Origin of the sequence: Paenibacillus sp. BSR1-1 (genome assembly GCF_030403775.1) — a bacterium.
Classification (GTDB): Bacteria; Bacillota; Bacilli; order Bacillales; family Cytobacillaceae; genus Neobacillus.
Genome location: NZ_JAQMWQ010000010.1, coordinates 96,300 through 114,649, shown reverse-complemented (window position 1 = coordinate 114,649; position 18,350 = coordinate 96,300). Strand labels below are relative to the sequence as shown.

Here is an 18,350-nt window from a genome sequence, read left to right as displayed (position 1 = left end):
TTCCAAAAAAAAAGAAAGTACCTGGCGGGGCACTTTCTTTCCTATTACTATTTATAAATTTGAATGCAGGATTTCCAAGACCTTGCGTAAGTCATCCACCGGTACCTGTCCAGGTGCGGATGCCTTTTGGGCAGCTCCAAATGTAATTGCGGATCCAAATACCTCTCCAGCAATTCTGCTGATAACCCCCTTACCAGCCATCGACATGGTAATAATAGGCATATTGGCATAAAGTTCTTTCATTGTGTTGGTCGCATCTAATAGGGTTAACACGTCTCCCGTGTTTCTTGGCATTACCGCTATTTTCGGTATATCTCCGCCTAGCTCCTGCGCTTTACGTAACCGTGACACGATTTCATCCTTGGGAGGTGTTTTTTCAAAATCATGATTAGAAATGATGACGAACACATCATTTGAGTGTGCTGTTTCAATTAAGGATTTAACAATACCTTCATCATAAAATTGCTCAACATCAATGATATCTACCATTCTGCTTTCCGCGGCTGCTTTGTTTAATTCTAAGTAGGTTTGATTACTTAATTCCTTTTCTCCACCTTCTCTTTCACTTCTAAATGTAAAGATTAGCGGAACATTTGGCAGGATACCTCGGATTTCCTTAAGAGCTTCTTTTACCTTCAAAAAATCTTCTACCCCTTCAAAAAAGTCGACCCGCCACTCAACAATATCTGCATCAATTGTTTTAATATGTAATGCTTCATTTTTTAATTCTGATACTGACCTCCCAACCATCGGCGTACAGATTTTTGGTGTCCCTTCCCCAATTGTAATACCTTTAATCGTTATTGTTTTTTTCATTTTCTCTAAGATTTGGTTTGCAATTTCCTCTGGATTTTTATTTTCGGTTTGAATTTTCAAATGATAATCTGCATAAACTTTTTGCCTATTGTAAAAAAGCTCTTGCATTTCCTCAATTGATTTCCCTTGCAATACCGGCCGGCTATCAATAATTAAGTTTAATCGTTCCTTCCAACTCTCAAAAGCTATATCTAGAAAAATTACTATAGAGGAAGATAAACAAACCTTTTTAATCTCTTCCTGTAAGAATGCTCCCCCGCCAACAGATATTATGACATTCTTTTGTTGGCTCAAACTCGTAATTAAACTTTTTTCCCTGTCTCTAAATACCTTTTCTCCGAATTCTTTAAATATATGCGATACAGGTATATTAAATTCCTTTTCAATCTCTTCATCTATATCGATAAATTCTCGATTCAGTTTTTGTGCTACTAGTTTACCTATTGTTGTTTTCCCAGCACCCATGAATCCGATAAACACAATGCTTTTTTCACGATCAATATTCAATTTTTTCGATCCCCCTACGACTAAGCAATAAATTGAAGTGATTTTTCTGAATTTTTTTCAATTATAAGCCTTAAAGCTGAACAATTCTACAAATTTCTGGACACTTTCTACAATTATTAAGGTACATTCTACAAATTTATACCCACATTCTACAATATTGAAGGCACATTCTACATTCGACAATCTTTTCTACAAATTTAAGGATACTTTCTACAATTCTGAAGGCACTTACTACAATTAATAAGATACATTCTACAAATTTAATAGCATATTCTACAAATAATCCGCTAATCAAAAAAAAGAAGAGACCCCACACGGAGTCTCAAAGTTTATTGCTTCATTTTCGGATCGAGCACGTCACGCAGGCCATCACCCATTAAGTTGAATCCAAGGACGGTCAGCATAATGGCCAGACCTGGAAAAATCAATGTCCACGGTGCCTGGGTAATGTAGTTTTTTGAATCCGCCAGCATTTTCCCCCACTCTGGTGTAGGAGGCTGGGCACCTAATCCTAGAAAGCCCAGGGCAGCTGCCTCGATAATAGCAGTCGCAATAGCCAGGGTTGCCTGAACGATTACTGGGGAAATACTATTCGGTAAAATATGACGGAAAAGGATTCGTGCATCTTTCATACCAACCGCACGGGCTGACATTATATACTCTTCTTGCTTTACACTTAACACCTTAGACCTAACAAGGCGGCCAAAGTTTGGAATATTGATCACCGCAATCGCAATAAGTGCATTTTGCAAGGATGGTCCAAGGATAGACACAACTGCAATCGCCAAAAGAATACTCGGAAAAGCAAGCATGATATCAAAGATACGAGATATGATATTATCAATCCAGCGTCCATAATATCCAGCCACGATCCCTAGAAAAGTTCCGATAACCACAGATCCCAATACAGAGAAAAAACCAACCCATAAAGAAATCCTTGCTCCGTAAACTACCCGCGAAAAAATATCCCTGCCAAAGTCATCTGTTCCAAACCAATGCTTAGAAGATGGAGCCTGCATCCGCTCAGTCAATACTTGACCTTTAAAACTATACGGTGCCACCCATGGAGCGGCGATGGCTAAAATAATAAAAAAGAGAACAATCCCTAAGCCAATCACGGCCAATTTATTTTTATAGAAGGATTGCCACGCCTCCTTCCACGGAGGTGTAAGCTTTTCTTCGGCAGGCATCATCGTAATGTCCGCTGTGTTTTTTGCCAGTTCAGCCACTAGTAATCCCCCCTATTTCGTATATTTAATTCTTGGATCAACAACCACATATAATAGATCCACGATTAAATTTATTAGGACAAAGATTGCTGCAATAATTAAAATCCCGGATTGAATAACTGGATAATCGCGATAACCAATTGCATCGTATAAATATCGCCCAATTCCCGGCCAGCCAAAGATTGTTTCCGTTAGAATCGCACCGCCTAATAAAAGTCCTGTTTGCAAACCAATGACGGTAAGTACTGGGATTACAGCATTTTTTAAAGAGTGTTTGTACACAACCCAAAACATTCTAAGACCTTTTGCTCTAGCAGTTCGTACATAATCAGATCTCATTACCTCTAGCATCGTTGCACGTGTCATTCTTGCAATAATCGCCATTGGAATGGTTGCAAGAGCAAAGCTTGGCAGGATCAGATGCTTGATAACTGTACCAAATTGGTCAAACCTTCCTTGTATAAGCGTATCTATTAAATAGAGATTGGTAATGGCCGAGACGGGATCCCTGACATTTTCTCTTCCAGTAGTCGGGAGCCAGCCTAATTCATTTGCAAATCCCCATTGCATCATTAAACCAAGCCAGAAAATCGGCAGTGAAACCCCAATTAGTGCAAGGACCATTGCGACATAATCGAACCAGGATTTCGAAAACCAAGCACTAATAATCCCTGCATTTACACCAATGATGATAGCAATTACCATGGCAACGACTGTGAGTTCGATTGTGGCCGCTAAAAATGGCCATACTTCATGGTTTATCGGGCCCCTTGTCCGAAGTGAAGTCCCTAGATCCCCATGTAATAGTTTATTTAGATAATCCACGTATTGTATGTACCAAGGCCTGTCCAACCCCAGTTGTTTCGATAATACGGCAATGGCTTCTTTTGTTGCCCTCTGACCGAGGATAACCTGGGCCGGATTTCCCGGAATGGCATGAATAATACCAAAAACAACTAAAGTCATCCCAAACAATACTGGTATTAATGAAAACAAGCGTCGGACCGTATATGTAAACAAGCTTATCACCTCTTTTTAACATTTTCGTTAACAAAAGGGGAGGCAATGCTCCTCCCCTTTCACAAATGATTATTTAAAATCAACTTTAGTTAATGCTTCAGAACCAGTTGGGTGTGGTAAATAGTTTACGACATCCTTTGAAGCTGCTAATAATGGTGTAGAGTGTACAAGTGGTACCCATGGAGCATCGTCATGGATGATTTCCTGAGCTTTCTTGTATAGATCGTTACGTTTAGCTTGATCAGTTTCAGTTTGAGCTTTAATCAATACATCATGAAGAGCATCATTGCTGTAATAGGAGTAGTTATTGCTTCCAATGCTATCTTTATCTAGTAAAGTATAAAGGAAGTTATCAGGATCTCCATTGTCGCCTGTCCATCCAAGCATGAACATATCAAACTCGCCTTTTGCCGCTTTGTCTAGGTATGTTGCCCATTCAACAGATTGGATTTTTGCTTTAACACCAATCTTGCTCAAGCTTTCTTGAATAACCTCAGCAACTTTTTGAGCTTCTGGCATATATGGACGTGCTACAGGCATTGCCCATAAATCAATTGAGAAACCTTTTTCGTAGCCAGCTTCTTTCAATAATGCTTTAGCTTTTTCTAAATCATATGGGTATGGCTGAATGTCTTTGTCATATCCTTCAATGGAAGGAGGCATTGGGTTAACAGCTGGCAGTGCTTTACCGCCATAGAATGCATCAATGATCGCTTTCTTATCGATAGCATAGTTGATCGCTTGGCGAACAAGCTTGTTATCGAATGGTTTGCGAGTTGTTGTTAAACCAATATAACCAACGTTCATAGAAGGACGTTCGATTACTTGAAGCTTGTTGTTGCTCTTAACAGTTGCTTCATCTGAATTGTTTAATCCATCCATTACGTCAATCTCACCGTTGGCAAGAGCATTTAGACGTGCAGTGTTTTCAGGAATTACACGGAAAATGACTTTGTTTAACTTAGGAAGACCTTTTTGCCAGTAGTCAGGGTTCTTTTCGAGAGTGATAGTATCATTTTGTTTCCACTCAACAAATTTGAATGGTCCTGTTCCAACCGGATGGCTTCTGAAATCGTCGCCCCATTTTTTCACAGCTGTCGGGCTGGCAATTCCGAATGGAGACATCGCTAGGTTCTTTAAGAACGGAGCTTGTGGACGCTTTAACACGAATTGAACTGTGTTTGCATCAAGTGCTTTCACTTCCTTAATTACGTGGCCCTCATCTTTTTTATATCCGCCAAACATTGTGTAATAAGGGAATTTGTCAGAATCACCGTTCATCCAGCGATCAAAGTTGAATACTACTGCATCTGCATTAAAATCAGTTCCGTCATGGAACTTTACTCCTTGACGAAGATGGAAGGTGTAAGTTAATCCATCAGGAGAAACTTCCCACTTTTCAGCAAGTCCAGGATTAACAGTCGTATCTTGCTCACCATACTGTAACAATGTTTCATAAATATTTTCGGTTACTTTGAAGGCTTCACCCTCAGTAGTTGTAATCGGGTCAAGAGAAGTGGAATCCCCACCGCGACCGTATACAAGTGTATCCTTTTTCGAGCTATTGCCAGAAGCAGGCTCCTTCTTGCCGCTTGATTCATTATTCGTTTTGCTGCTGCAGCCAACTAAAAACATACTGATGGCTAAAAGCGAAATCAACAGCAGTTTAAAAGACTTTTTCTTCATAAGCATTTTTTACCCCCTAATTCTTTTTTTAATTATCATGAATGCCGGCCATCACTTGTTATATAAGTGACAGGCAACATAATGACCGTTGAGATTTTGTTCCGCAGGTCTTGCCGTTTTACAAATATCCATCACTTGAGAGCATCTAGTATGGAAAGCGCAGCCTGAAGGAGGATTTGCCGGGCTTGGCAATTCACCTTCAATTAAAATTGTTCTTTTCTTCAAATCTGGATCTGGTATTGGTACAGCCGAAAGGAGGGCCTTCGTGTATGGATGCCTTGGATTTTCATAAAGCTCTTCACTTTCAGCTAATTCTATTAATCTGCCTAAATACATTACGCCTACCCGATCACTAATATGACGCACTACACCTAAATCATGGGCAATAAATATATATGTAAGTTGGAATTCTTCTTGTATGTCCTTCATTAGATTAAGAACTTGTGCCTGGATGGAAACATCCAGTGCAGATACAGGCTCATCCGCAATAATCAACTTTGGTTTTGTCATTAATGCTTTGGCAATTCCGATCCGCTGACGCTGCCCGCCGCTGAATTGATGCGGATATCGCTTGGCATGGTAGCTGCTTAAACCTACTACCTCGAGCATTTCTTTTACCTGTTTTTTTCGTTCTTCCTTTGTCCCGATGCCGTGGACGATCAACGGCTCTTCTAAAATCTGCTCAATCGAATGCCTAGGGTTTAACGAAGCATAGGGATCCTGGAACACCATTTGAATATCCCTGCGGATTTTTCTTAAATCTGTTTTCGACATTCTTGTAATCTCTTTATCTTCAAAAACAATTCGCCCATCACTCGCTTCAATCAAGCGCATGAGCAATCGGCCTGTTGTCGATTTTCCGCAGCCGCTTTCACCAACGATGCCCAACGTTTCCCCTTTTTTAACATAGAAGGAAACATCATCAACTGCTTTAACTTCCCCTTGTTTCTTTCCAAAAACGCCGCCAGTGATTGGGAAGTATTTTTTAAGTCCATTTACCTCAAGAAGTAACTCTGACATGCTGGCCACTCGCCTCCTTCAATGTATGTAGGAAACAGCGGACTTCATGTCCGTCTTTTTCCAAATGAAATAAATCTGGTGATTCCACATGGCATCTCCCGAATTGTTCGGCGCATCTCGCGGCAAATCGGCAGCCTTTATGGACCGTCCCCGGTGTCGGAACGGTTCCCGGAATACTATAAAGACGGTCTTTTTTTCCTCTTAAGTCAGGAACTGATTTCAATAAGCCTTTTGTGTAAGGGTGTTGAGGATCCTTTAATATTCTTCTGACATCACCCTGTTCCACTATCTGACCGGCATACATTACAATGACACGTTCACAAATTTCCGCCACGACGCCTAAATCGTGGGTAATCAGAATAATGGAAGTATTTGTTTTTTTATTTAAATCCTTCATTAACGCGAGGATTTGCGCTTGAATCGTAACATCGAGCGCAGTCGTTGGCTCGTCCGCAATCAATACCCTTGGATTACAGGCCATCGCCATGGCTATCATGACCCTTTGTCTCATTCCGCCTGACAGCTGATGCGGGTGCTCCTTTAGTATTCCTTCTGCCCTTGGAATCCCGACCAACTTTAATAGTTCGATGCTTCGAACAATCGCTTCTCTTTTTGAAAGATCTGTATGTAATCGAATTGCTTCCATCAGTTGATTTCCAACCGTAAATAACGGATTCAAGGAAGTCATCGGCTCCTGGAAAATCATTGAGATCTGATTTCCACGGATTTTTCGCCATTCTTTTTCGGATATGTTTTTTAAATCATTACCTTCGAAAATAATTTCTCCATTTTCAATTTTACCTGGCGGGGAAGGAATTAGCCCCATCGCAGCCAAGGATGTAACACTCTTACCGCTCCCTGATTCTCCTACAATTCCAAGAATTTCTCCTTCTTTCAATTCAAAACTGATACCATCAACTGCTGGTAAAAGTTTTTTCCCAGACTGAAATGATACCTTTAAGTCTTTTATTTGAAGAATAGGTTCTTTAATCACACTGACACCTACCTAATAGTATTTTCTGATTACAGAGAAATATTTTAAAATAATAAATTTTATAACTATTCAATATATAATCATTTTTGCTTTTTTATTGATACTTGTCAATAATTAAATTTTTATCCAACTTTCCCATACATGTAAGCGCTTTAAAAAAAGCCTGACAACATCGCATTCAGATAGGTGTCAGGCTTTTTTATTTTTTTAAAATTCTATTGTCCGATTTCTTTTAGTGCCACTTCCTGATAAGATTTGAAGAAGGAATCACAGAACTTATCCCACTCATCCGCTGCTTCAATTGAAGCCTCGCTTACTTCTCCTAAAACAGGACTTTGCAGTAAATGCTCCAGCTGTTCAGAGAATTTCTTAATTAAATCTTGATGTGCACCCTTTAAAACACTGCTCACAAATTCTCTAGGAGAATACCAGTCTGCCACTCTTTGGAGATCACGATAAATTTGCGTTAATAGTAGATTGCGCGGGCCCTCCCATTGTTCATTAACAACAACATCACGAAAAATTCGCGGCAGGGAAGAAAACTCTTCCATTACCCCATGCCCGGCAAACATTGATATGGTATCCCTTAATATCTCAGCACCTTCATTGGTTGCACAAATTTTTTGTAATAAAATAAGTTCACGTAAGTTAAACAATTGTTTTCGAGTATCAATTGGAAGATCTGATTTTATGCCCGGATTAAGAGGTTTTTCTAAACGCAAAAACAAATCGTAGATTTTAAAAGCACCTGCAGTTGTACGCTTAGCAGCTTTTTCAATTCGTTTCAGCTTGCTCGCAGCAAGCGGGTATTCATTTACTTTTTTGCCAAAAACGGTTCGGAAATCGCTGTAAAGCCTGGCTTCTCTTGATGCCCGCAGCATAAATCCTGCACAGGCAATGCCGATCTCTAGCCGGGACAAGGTCAAAACAATGCCAACCGCGACAGCAATCCCTTTGTCTTTAGGACCTATCGGATAGGCCAATGCCCCATTGTATTGAATTTCGGCAGTCGGCAATTCGGCGGTACCAAGCTTCCATTTTATCCGGTTAATTTCGTATCCATTGCGTTTTTCTTTTTCCTTATCACCGGGGAGCCAAGCAGGAACAATAAATGTAGATACTTTATCTGTGCCAGAGATTTTGGCTGTAACAACTGAATAATCCGCATGGGCTGCAGAGCAGAAGAACTTATTTCCATATAGGCGATAATTTTTTCCATCCGGAACGGCCTCAAGAATATTTGCCGGCAGGTCCGAACCGCCTTGAATTTCTGACATAAACTGGGCGCCAATTGCAAATTCGCCGTCTATTCCTTCTTTTGTATGCTGCAAAATTTCTTGAAGCTCTGGGTATTCTTCATTTGGAAATTGCTCTAACAGAGCTATTAATCCATGGGTACATGTTAGAGGGCAAGTAACTCCGCCTTCGCCAATTTGGTGAATCAGCATTCTCTTCACAAAGCTTTCCCAATGAGGCATTTTGCTAGAAAAAAGACCTTCCCCAAAAACCCCGCGTTCTAATTGATGGACTTCCATAGGCCGGACAATGCGATCAATTCGATGATTAAATGCATCATAATGAAGCATATATGGCCTAACCTCTGGTCTGGCAATTCGTTCAGCTAATTGGTTCCATTTCGTAGAAACAGTAGGTGAGAAAGAAAGAATGTTTTCGTGGAGTGTCTCAAATTGGGACCCAGTAAATTTTCTCACTGCTCTTTGCAAATACGGTTCATCACGGTACCAGTCAAGATTTTCACGTTTTTCTACGAATTCATCAAAAGAATACGTATTTTTTCCTCTTGTTTCAGTCTCTTGGGAAGCTAGGTTCATGGAATGGCTCACTCCCTTTTTGGTTGAAATTTCATAATTTTCAGTATTCATTATAAAGGCAAAGTTACAATAAATCAAAAAGCAAAAGACCCTGTAAGGTTTGGGACATTAAAAGGGTCTTTTTATTGTCTATTTTTTCATTCCAGTATAAATAAGGATGGCATCCCTTAAAAATTCTGCCGTCCCTGGCTTTTCTTTATCATAATAGGCGGTAAATCTTTCATCATCGACATACATTTGTGCAAGTCCTGCGTGGGCTTCTTTGCTGTATTCGTGCCAATAATAAGTGAGCCAATGCTTATGAAGGTCGGCTGCTTTTTGCGCCAGCTCCCCTGCAGGATCACCTGTTTTAAAAGCATCCGCCAAGGTTTCCTGGACTTGTTCTGCCAGCTTTGAAACTTCCGCATACTGCTCCTCTGTCATATTTTGCAGTTTCGCATTTGATTTATCGACCGTATCATTTCCGTACTTTTGGCGAATTTCTTTTCCGTACTTTATCTCATTATCATCTATCATTTTTTTCTTAAAGCCTTCAAACTTTTCTTTATTTGACATGTTTATTCTCCCTTCTGATAGTGCTATTGTTTTTTCAACATTAGCAATTAATAAATCTAATTGAATCCGCTTTTCGAGGAGCTTTTCGCGATGTTCCCTGAGGGCCTTTGCACCGTCAAAAGAAGGAGCTGTAACGATTTCTTTAATGCTGTCCAAGCCTACTCCTAATTCTCGGTAGAATAGAATTTGCTGGAGTTTATCCACTTCTGCTTGCCCGTAAATCCGGTATCCTGACGAATTGATTCTTGCCGGCTTAAGAATTCCAATTTCATCATAATACCTGAGCGTTCTGGTACTGACACCCGCGAGACTTGCTAGCTTTTGCACTGTATATTCCATTCGATCATCTCCTCATAGCTAACGATACACCTTAACGCAGCGTCAATGTCAATTCATATTTTGCCTAATTTTCGTTAAAAAAAATGGTGCCTGACACCACCCGTGGACAAATGTCCACGAGTGGTGTCAGGCACCAAAAGATGCACCAAAAGATGCACCAAAAGATGCACCAAAAGATGCACCAAAAGAGGCATCAAGGTGCACTAAAAGAAATATTTGTCGAATAGTTTTGATAAAACTAGGAATTTTTCCCCTTTATAATGGTATTAGGTAAAAAACATCACGTAATTTTGAAAGGGGCAGGGTTATGGCAAAGGTTATTGTTATGTATAATCAACCAAAAGATAAAGAGGGATTTGAAAAGTATTATTACAATGTACATATACCTCTAGTGCAAAGAATCCCTAATCTTAAAGGGGCTGAAATTCATCACGTGTTACAAGCTCAAAATACCAATGAAGATTTATTTCTCATTGCAGAGCTTCATTTTGATGATCCACAGACTTTAGGACAGGCATTAGCATCTCCAGAGGGTCGTGAAGTGCAAGGAGATGTATTAAATCTTATGCAATTCTTGAATAAGCCCCCTGTAGTTGCGATAGTAGATTAGAATCGAAGGGAAGATCCTATGAAATAGGGTCTTTTTATTTTTCTGTAATGGATTGTCCCAGATTTTGCATACATTTATGGATAAGGGGGGATTCTCATTTATACTTCATTTTCAACAAGCAATCTAATTCGATTTGCAGTGGCCTATGTATTTATTACATCTGGACTTATGAAATTAATGAGTGCTGAACTAGCAAGCAGTTTTCTCCGTTTAGGACTACCCTATCCTTACATAGTATTAAAGGTTGTTATCTTACTAGAAATTATTTGCGGCCTTTTAATATTGGTTAATAAAGCGGTTAAAAATGCCGTGATTCCTTTAATTGGAATAATGATTGCAGCTCTTATTTTAACCAAATTGCCAACATTAAATACCGGTCTGCTGCAATTTGCTTTTAATGCGAGATTAGATATTGTGATGATAGTATTACTCTTCTATCTATATAAGAGGTATCCCAATTGAACATTCAATCCAAGTAGAAACCAGATTGTTAAAACCAATTTGGTTTTTTAGTGTGTTAAAATAACATTTATCAAGTAATTGTTTAGAGAGGGAATGCATTTGAATATTAAAGAAAAGGTAAAGAACCTGCCTCTGTCACCTGGGGTTTATCTGATGAAAGATTCCCAAGGCCGAATCATTTATGTTGGAAAAGCAAAAAGTCTTAAGAAAAGAGTGCAATCTTATTTTCAAAACTTAAAAGCTCATCCACAAAAAATAAAAAAGCTCGTGGCAAACCTAAATGATTTTGACTATATCCTTACAGATACAGAATTTGAAGCATTCATGCTGGAATGTAAATTAATAAAAGAAATCAAGCCAATTTTTAATAGAAAGATGAAAAGTCCAAAATCATATACCTATATCGTTATTAAAATGGAAAAAGACTATCAAATTTTAGAAGTAACAGATAAATTTATTGATAATGACACTAATCAATATTTTGGGCCCTTTATAAACAAATACACGGCAGAAAGAGCCATTCAAGGATTAAAAGAAGCATTTAAAATAAGCTGCAGTAATCCTTTTATGAAAAATGGGCCATGCTTAAACTATTCCTTAGGATTGTGTATTGGCATGTGTCTTGGAGGACAAGCGCTTGATCTTTACGATAACATTATAAATAAAATAATTGATTTACTTAGCGGCACCGACTTTAGCATACTTGAGGAACTAAATCAGAGCATGATTAATGCTTCCGAACAATTTGATTTTGAGGCTGCGGCAAAATATCGAAACATACTAGATGCAATAAACGCTATTATCTATAAGGAGCAAGTCATTGAGTTTACTGAAGAAGATAAAAATTTCGTAGTCAGGGAATCATTAACGGACTCCACTTTTAAACTGTTTTTTATTAAGGGAAATAAAATTTTATTTAGTGAAAAGTATCATTTGGGAAGTACAACTGAGCTTGAACTTCTTTCGAACATAAAAGAAAAAATATTAACCTATTCTAATAAGGCCTCTTCCCCTGCGAAAGTTAGCAAAGATGACCTTGATGAAGCACAAATCATCTATAGTTATATAAAGAGCGAAAACTGCAGCTTTAAAATTATTCCTGAAAATGGGATTGAATCTAAAAAAACAGCCTTAATAGATGAAGCCCTTTATGAACTAATTTATCATCATAAATGAGCCCTTGGTTTTGCAATTAAAGAACCAAGGGCTTTTATTATTTCAGAATCCTCGAAACATATTTAATTTTCCTAAGAGTTATTTTAAACGAAAATTCTATTTTTCCGAATAAAATTATTATTTCAAAAAAACTTTCTTTTTACCCTTAATGTCCTTGAAAACCCACTATTATCAAGGGTTTAAATCGCTTACATTTTTGTTTTCCAAAAAAAGTTTTTGACGATTCTAAACAAAAAAAGTATTATAAAATAGTAAAAAAGGGAGGTAGTAAGATGTCAGACTTGAATAGACAGAAAATTGTGGACAGTGTGCCTCAAAAGGGATTTTTTGGACATCCTAAAGGATTATTTACACTGTTCTTTACTGAGTTTTGGGAGCGTTTTTCTTATTATGGAATGAGAGCTATCCTTGTATTCTATATGTACTACGAAGTATCCAAAGGCGGATTGGGGATTGATAAAACCCTAGCTCTTTCCATCATGTCCATTTACGGATCCCTTGTTTATATGTCCGGAATTATCGGCGGTTGGTTAGCTGACAGAATTTTTGGTACGTCAAAAGCCGTTTTTTACGGTGGTATATTAATCATGTTCGGTCATATCGTTCTTGCCATACCAGGAAGCGTTTCGATGTTCTTCTTATCAATGGTATTAATCGTCCTCGGTACAGGACTTTTGAAACCAAACGTTTCGACTGTTGTCGGGGAGATGTACAGTGAAGAAGATAATCGCCGTGATGCAGGTTTTACAATTTTCTATATGGGGATTAACGCAGGGGCATTTTTATCACCGTTAATCGTTGGATCCGTTATGGATTACAGCTTCCATTTAGGCTTTGGTATTGCTGCTGTAGGGATGTTCTTAGGATTAATCGTATTTATTTTAACAAAGAAAAAGAATCTTGGCCTTGCTGGTACAATCGTTAAAAATCCATTGTCACCTGCTGAAAAGAAAAAAGTTTTCACAATTATTGGATTAGGTGCTGTCATTATTGCTGTTTTATGTGTTGTTTTAATTTCAATGGGGAAATTAACATTTGAGAGCTTTATCAATCTAGTAACGATCCTTGGTATTTTGATTCCAACCATGTATTTCATTGTCATGTACCGCAGCCCTAAAACAACGGCAGTAGAACGTTCACGGGTCATTGCTTATATTCCGTTGTTTATTGCAGCTGTAATGTTCTGGTCAATTCAAGAACAAGGGTCTACTATCCTTGCAAGTTATGCAGATACACGCACACAGTTAAACTTTGCAGGAATTAAAATATCTCCAGCATGGTTCCAATCATTAAACCCATTATTTATTATCATTTTTGCACCAGTCTTTGCAGCAATTTGGGTAAAATTAGGAAAACGTCAACCGACGATTCCGCAGAAATTCTCGTTATCATTATTGTTCGCTGGCGTATCATTCCTTGTTATCCTTTTACCTGCATACCTTGGGGGTGCAAATTCATTAGTTAACCCATTATGGCTTGTATTAAGTTACTTAATTTGCGTATTTGGCGAATTACTCTTATCACCTGTGGGATTATCAGCAACTACAAAATTAGCACCAGCTGCCTTCTCAGCACAAACGATGAGCTTATGGTTCTTAGCAAGTGCAGCAGCACAAGCTCTTAATGCACAACTTGTTAAATTCTATACACCAGAAACCGAAATGACATACTTCGGTGTAATCGGTGGAGCTTCGATTGTTCTTGGTATTATCCTATTTATTCTATCACCAAAGATTCAAAGCTTCATGAAAGGTGTACGTTAATTAAAGATAAAAGGCTGTTGAGCGAATCAACAGCCTTTTGTTTATTTTAAGACTAGCTCTTTTTTTACTAATTCTTTTCTTTGAACCCATTGAAAATCATCTGCAATCTCATATGAAGCAGGTGTCATTTCCTTCAATTGTTCTAAGGTAAGTTCATCTACCAATTCTACTAACCATAAACGCCCCTCACGGAATTTGAATACGGCATATTCGGTGACAATAGTATCCACTCTATTCTTTGCAGTTAGAGGATAGGTGCACTCTTGAAGAATTTTCGGTTCTCCTTTAGGTGAAAGATGAGACATGGCCGCGATTACACGTTTAGCTCCAATTACCAGATCCATTGCGCCGCCGACCCCGAGAACATCCTTCCCTGGTACAGCCCAGCTTGCAATATCCCCGCCTTCAGATACCTGCAGGGCACCGATTACTGTAGCATCCAAATGTCCTCCTCGCATGATCGCAAATGATAGGGAACTATCAAAGTATGAAGCATGAGGCAAAGCCGTAATAGGTTGTACACCTGAAGCATTTACCAAGTCCATTTGATCGACATTCTGTACGATCTCATCTGGCCCCGGCTCTGGTCCAACCCCAAGAATGCCATTTTCAGAATGCAGGGTGATCCGGCCCTTCGGTAAATAATCGGCAACCAAGGTAGGGATTCCTATTCCAAGATTCACAACACCTGATTTTAATTCTTGTGCGCATCGCCATGCAATGTAATGCTTAATTGAATCACTCATTTTAAATTTCCTCCCTCTTCACAACGATATCCACAAAGATAAATGGTGTAACGATTGAATCTGGATCAAGCTCTCCAATTTCAACAATTTCATCTACTTCTACAATTGTTAGTTTCGCAGCGGTCGCCATTACTGGATTGAAATTCTGAGCTGTTTTTTTGTAGACAAGATTACCAGCCTTATCCGCTTTATGTGCCCTGATGATCGCTACATCAGCTGTTAAAGATTGTTCAAGAACATGTTCGCGGCCATTAAAGACACGAATTTCTTTTCCTTTTGCCAAATCCGTGCCCGCGCCAGTCGGAGTATAAAAAGCTGGAATCCCCGCTCCTCCCAATCGAATGGCTTCAGTAAATGTACCTTGAGGTAGCAGTTCAATCTCAACATTCCCCTCACGATAAGCCTTTACTAAATCCTTATTGGTTGAAAAAAAACTGCCAATCACTTTTTTGATACGGTTCTGTACAAACAAATCATTTAGGATAGACACGCTGCCGAGGCTGTTCATGATAAGGGTAAGATTATGTAGGTTTGTCTTATTTATTAGTGCCTTTGATAGGTATCTAGGCATTCCGGGAAAGCCAAAACCACCCACCATAATTTTAGCTGCTTCTGGAATTTGTTTAACAGCTTCTTCAGCGGATAAAAATTGGACATGTGTTTCAATTTGATTAATTGTAGCGCTCATCATCCATTCTCCTTTGTTGTTGTTTTTTGTATTGATACTGACCGGTTGGTATGTTATTATTAAACAAAATAATAAATTTTCTGTCAATTGTTATTAATTAAATAATTTTTGAAAAAAGTTTCGACAAATTTCTTCTTTGTTCTTATTGTGTTTCCCTTTCATTTCGGCATTTTTTTAGTCTAAATTTATTTTTCATTTAGACCATTAATAAATAATATTATCTCCGAGTTTTGACCCAGGACCAAAGGAAGGATGAGAATTAATATGAAACTAGATCAAGTTGCTAAGCAAATCTCAACACCATTAGATGCTCCGGCATTTCCGCGCGGACCGTATCGGTTTAATAACCGGGAATATTTGAACATTGTTTATCGTACTGATAAAGAAGCATTGAGAAAAATTGTTCCAGAGCCATTAGAAATTGATGAACCGCTTGTTAAGTTCGAGGTTATCCGCATGCCGGACGTAACCGGCTTAGGCTCTTACACGGAGTCTGGTCAAGTCATCCCTGTAAGTTTCAACGGCGAAAAAGGGGACTATGTTCACTCAATGTACGTGGATAACCACCCTGCGATTGCAGCAGGGAGAGAAGTTGGAGCTTACCCGAAAAAACTTGGAAAACCAAATCTTTACATAGATTCAGATACGTTAGTGGGAACGCTGGATTATGGGACTTTAAGAGTGGCTACCGCTACTATGGGATATAAGCACCAGCAAATTGATTTAGAGCAGGCTCGTGAAGAGATTTGCAAACCTTATTTTATGCTAAAGCTAATACGCGGCCAGGATGGGAAACCGAGGATTTGTGAGCTGGTTCGCGGCGAAATTACTGATATTACGATTAAAGGCGCTTGGACCTCCCCTGCCCGCTTGCAGCTATTTGCTCATGCGCTTGCACCAATGGCTGATTTGCCAGTGCTCGAAATTGTGTCTGCATCGCATATTCTCACCGACCTTTCTCTGCCTCGTACGAAAGTTGTCCATGACTATCTTACGGCAGAGCAATCCGTTGACAAAAAGGAATTAATCAGTCAAAAATAAATAGCCTTATTGAAAAAAATGGACCCTTCCTTAGATGTGAGGGTCCACTTTCATTTTACTACTCTTTTCGATCGTTTAACTCATCAAGGAGTTGTTTTGTCCTTTTCGCATTTCCTTCGGCAAAATTTTCTAACCGCTCCTTTAACTCATCATCATCGTGAACCCTCTCTGCCGTAATCAAATAGCTCCTCATCAGATCTTCTTCCACTTCGATTGAATGTTCTAGAACTTGTTCTAGTGATTCTTGTTCCTCATTTTTTTTATTAAAAAAATTTAAATCCATAGGAATAACCTCCTTTTCCCTATTATTTTTTTCAAATCTAATCATGGATATCCACTTGTTCAAAGTTTAAATTTAAACGCAAAAAGCAAAAAAATCGATTATGATTTCTTTGCTTTTTGGAATACTATTATCGCAATACTCTTGCAGCACTAGAAAATTTTGATGGATCGTATTTAGCAATTTTTACAACATCACCTGTTTGCGGGGCATGGATATATTGTCCATTGCCAATATAAATGCCTACATGATAGGCAGGGTTACCCCTGAATACTAGATCTCCTGGCTGTACTTGACTCGGGGAAATTCTCGTTCCAACATTCTGTTGGTCACGTGACACCCGCGGAAGATTAATACCAGCTGCATTTCTAAACACATAGGAAGTGAATCCAGAGCAATCAAAACCGCTTGGTGTCGATCCGCCCCAAACGTAAGGGACACCCAAAAATTGTTTAGCATATGCAATAACTGCGCTTGCATCTCCTGAGCTAGCTGGGACAGCTGCTGCAGAAGCTGTTGTTGATGTTTTTGAACCTTTGTTTACCGAAGTATGCTGTTTAGCCTTTTGTTGTGTTTGTTGTGCTTGCTGTGCTTGCTGTGCTTGTTGTTGCTGTGCTCGCTGCTGGGCTAATAGAGCCGCCTGTCGCGCAGCTTCTTGCTGAGCTTTTTGTTCAGCCAATTGATCCTGTTGGTTTTGCAATTTGTTTTTGGCGGCTGCCAATTCCTTTGCTATTTCTTGCTTATCTTGTTCAATCTTTTGTTGCGCGGAAGCTAATTCAGCTTGACTATTTTTCAATTGGTCTAATTCATTATGTAATTTTTGCTCTGCATTTTTTAATTCTTGTTCTTTTTGGTTTAAACCATTCAGCAGGGCTGTGTCACTTTCCATAATCGTCGAAATAGCAGTGAAACGGGTTAAAAACTCAGAAAGGTTTTGAGAAGAAAGTAAAAGCTCGGCGTATGCAGCGAGTGATTGTTTCCCCTCTAATTGAATGCTTTTCAGCCGTTCAGAATAGACTTTTTTGTGATTATCTAATGACTTTTTGGCTTCTTCAATGTCAGCCTCTGTTTCTACTATTTTTCCTTGTTGTGATTTAATATCAGCATTTAGCTTTTGGCTTTTCTCCATTGAAAGACTGATTCGATCATCTATTTGTTGAATCTTCGTTTCAAAATCATCAATTTGTCCTTTTGTCTCATCGATTTGTCCTTGTGTTACTGGTGGATCATTTGGACTAGCAAAAGTAGGTGTTACTTGAATCACAGAGGCAAGGACGGCAGCCGATAATGTATATTTTAATAATTTCTTTATCATCACAAAATCTCCTTATGTAACCTATCATTTTATCAAATTACTAATATATTCCTAGTTTATAATTCAATTGGACGAAAAACAATGAATCTGTCGCTAATGTAATATAATTGTAATTTTATGTAGAAAAAGTTTCCTGTCACACCCGAAGTTTAACGGATTATGTCGAGTAATATTGGAATTGAACCATCGGTTAAATAGGACTAATGTCCTATCGACATAAAAAGCCCAATCCTTAAAGAATGGGCTAATTTAAATATATTTTTTTATATTC

General features: G+C 38.7%; 17 protein-coding genes and 1 pseudogene. 5 read left to right on the top strand and 13 right to left on the bottom strand.

The features are described 5' to 3' along the window. Positions 1 to 51 precede the first annotated feature (51 nt). From aroD to PH210_RS15770, 9 genes and pseudogenes are all read right to left on the bottom strand, one after another. Complete coding sequence (gene aroD / locus PH210_RS15810; protein ID WP_289986890.1) at positions 52 to 816, bottom strand: type I 3-dehydroquinate dehydratase; 765 nt, start codon at positions 814 to 816, stop codon at positions 52 to 54. 9 nt (positions 817 to 825) lie between these two features. Beyond that, positions 826 to 1,281, bottom strand: a pseudogene (locus tag PH210_RS15805) (shikimate kinase); the annotation flags it as partial. 371 nt (positions 1,282 to 1,652) lie between these two features. Continuing rightward, positions 1,653 to 2,552: a nickel transporter permease gene (gene nikC, locus PH210_RS15800; RefSeq protein WP_483312117.1), complete on the bottom strand. Its 900-nt coding sequence runs from the start codon at positions 2,550 to 2,552 to the stop codon at positions 1,653 to 1,655. 12 nt (positions 2,553 to 2,564) lie between these two features. Further along, the gene (locus PH210_RS15795; protein WP_289986819.1) at positions 2,565 to 3,572 is read right to left on the bottom strand and encodes an ABC transporter permease; all 1,008 of its coding nucleotides are present in this window, start codon (positions 3,570 to 3,572) and stop codon (positions 2,565 to 2,567) included. Between the two features lie 69 nt (positions 3,573 to 3,641). Further along, positions 3,642 to 5,258 (bottom strand): ABC transporter substrate-binding protein, encoded by a 1,617-nt coding sequence (locus tag PH210_RS15790; protein WP_289986888.1) that lies wholly within the window; start codon positions 5,256 to 5,258, stop codon positions 3,642 to 3,644. Between the two features lie 51 nt (positions 5,259 to 5,309). Further along, complete coding sequence (locus PH210_RS15785) at positions 5,310 to 6,278, bottom strand: ABC transporter ATP-binding protein (RefSeq protein WP_289986817.1); 969 nt, start codon at positions 6,276 to 6,278, stop codon at positions 5,310 to 5,312. Continuing rightward, positions 6,259 to 7,272: an ABC transporter ATP-binding protein gene (locus PH210_RS15780; protein WP_289986814.1), complete on the bottom strand. Its 1,014-nt coding sequence runs from the start codon at positions 7,270 to 7,272 to the stop codon at positions 6,259 to 6,261. Before PH210_RS15780 ends, PH210_RS15785 begins: the two co-directional genes overlap by 20 nt. A 215-nt stretch (positions 7,273 to 7,487) precedes the next feature. Then, positions 7,488 to 9,104, bottom strand: a complete 1,617-nt coding sequence (locus PH210_RS15775) for an acyl-CoA dehydrogenase family protein (RefSeq protein WP_289986813.1) — start codon at positions 9,102 to 9,104, stop codon at positions 7,488 to 7,490. Between the two features lie 129 nt (positions 9,105 to 9,233). Continuing rightward, on the bottom strand, positions 9,234 to 9,998 hold the full coding sequence (locus PH210_RS15770; RefSeq protein ID WP_289986809.1) for a MerR family transcriptional regulator: 765 nt from the start codon (positions 9,996 to 9,998) through the stop codon (positions 9,234 to 9,236). Positions 9,999 to 10,305: 307 nt separating this feature from the next. On the opposite strand from PH210_RS15770, the gene PH210_RS15765 reads away from it, so the two are divergent. The 4 genes from PH210_RS15765 (at position 10,306) to PH210_RS15750 (ending at position 14,009) form a co-directional block, all read left to right on the top strand. Then, positions 10,306 to 10,608, top strand: a complete 303-nt coding sequence (locus PH210_RS15765; protein WP_289986808.1) for an EthD family reductase — start codon at positions 10,306 to 10,308, stop codon at positions 10,606 to 10,608. 90 nt (positions 10,609 to 10,698) lie between these two features. Next, a complete protein-coding gene (locus tag PH210_RS15760; protein WP_354669996.1) occupies positions 10,699 to 11,070 on the top strand; it encodes a DoxX family protein in 372 nt (123 codons plus the stop codon). A 99-nt stretch (positions 11,071 to 11,169) separates the two neighbouring features. Further along, positions 11,170 to 12,246, top strand: a complete 1,077-nt coding sequence (locus PH210_RS15755; protein ID WP_289986806.1) for a GIY-YIG nuclease family protein — start codon at positions 11,170 to 11,172, stop codon at positions 12,244 to 12,246. A 272-nt stretch (positions 12,247 to 12,518) separates the two neighbouring features. Then, positions 12,519 to 14,009: a peptide MFS transporter gene (locus tag PH210_RS15750; RefSeq protein ID WP_289986804.1), complete on the top strand. Its 1,491-nt coding sequence runs from the start codon at positions 12,519 to 12,521 to the stop codon at positions 14,007 to 14,009. A gap of 41 nt (positions 14,010 to 14,050) precedes the next feature. On the opposite strand, the gene PH210_RS15745 is transcribed toward PH210_RS15750, so the two are convergent. Together PH210_RS15745 and PH210_RS15740 are read right to left on the bottom strand one after the other, a co-directional pair. Beyond that, on the bottom strand, positions 14,051 to 14,755 hold the full coding sequence (locus PH210_RS15745) for a 3-oxoacid CoA-transferase subunit B (RefSeq protein WP_289986803.1): 705 nt from the start codon (positions 14,753 to 14,755) through the stop codon (positions 14,051 to 14,053). Position 14,756: 1 nt separating this feature from the next. Then, on the bottom strand, positions 14,757 to 15,446 hold the full coding sequence (locus PH210_RS15740; RefSeq protein ID WP_289986802.1) for a CoA transferase subunit A: 690 nt from the start codon (positions 15,444 to 15,446) through the stop codon (positions 14,757 to 14,759). A 261-nt stretch (positions 15,447 to 15,707) separates the two neighbouring features. Between PH210_RS15740 and PH210_RS15735 the strand changes: the two genes are divergently transcribed. Continuing rightward, complete coding sequence (locus tag PH210_RS15735; RefSeq protein ID WP_289986801.1) at positions 15,708 to 16,484, top strand: acetoacetate decarboxylase; 777 nt, start codon at positions 15,708 to 15,710, stop codon at positions 16,482 to 16,484. 58 nt (positions 16,485 to 16,542) lie between these two features. Here the strand turns inward: PH210_RS15735 and PH210_RS15730 are convergent, their stop codons facing one another. Then, entirely contained in the window at positions 16,543 to 16,767 is a 225-nt protein-coding gene (locus PH210_RS15730; RefSeq protein ID WP_289986800.1) for a hypothetical protein, read from the bottom strand. A 127-nt stretch (positions 16,768 to 16,894) separates the two neighbouring features. Then, positions 16,895 to 18,079 carry a C40 family peptidase gene (locus tag PH210_RS15725; protein WP_289986798.1) on the bottom strand — a complete coding sequence of 395 codons (1,185 nt, stop codon included), beginning with the start codon at positions 18,077 to 18,079 and terminating at the stop codon, positions 16,895 to 16,897. Positions 18,080 to 18,350 lie beyond the last annotated feature (271 nt).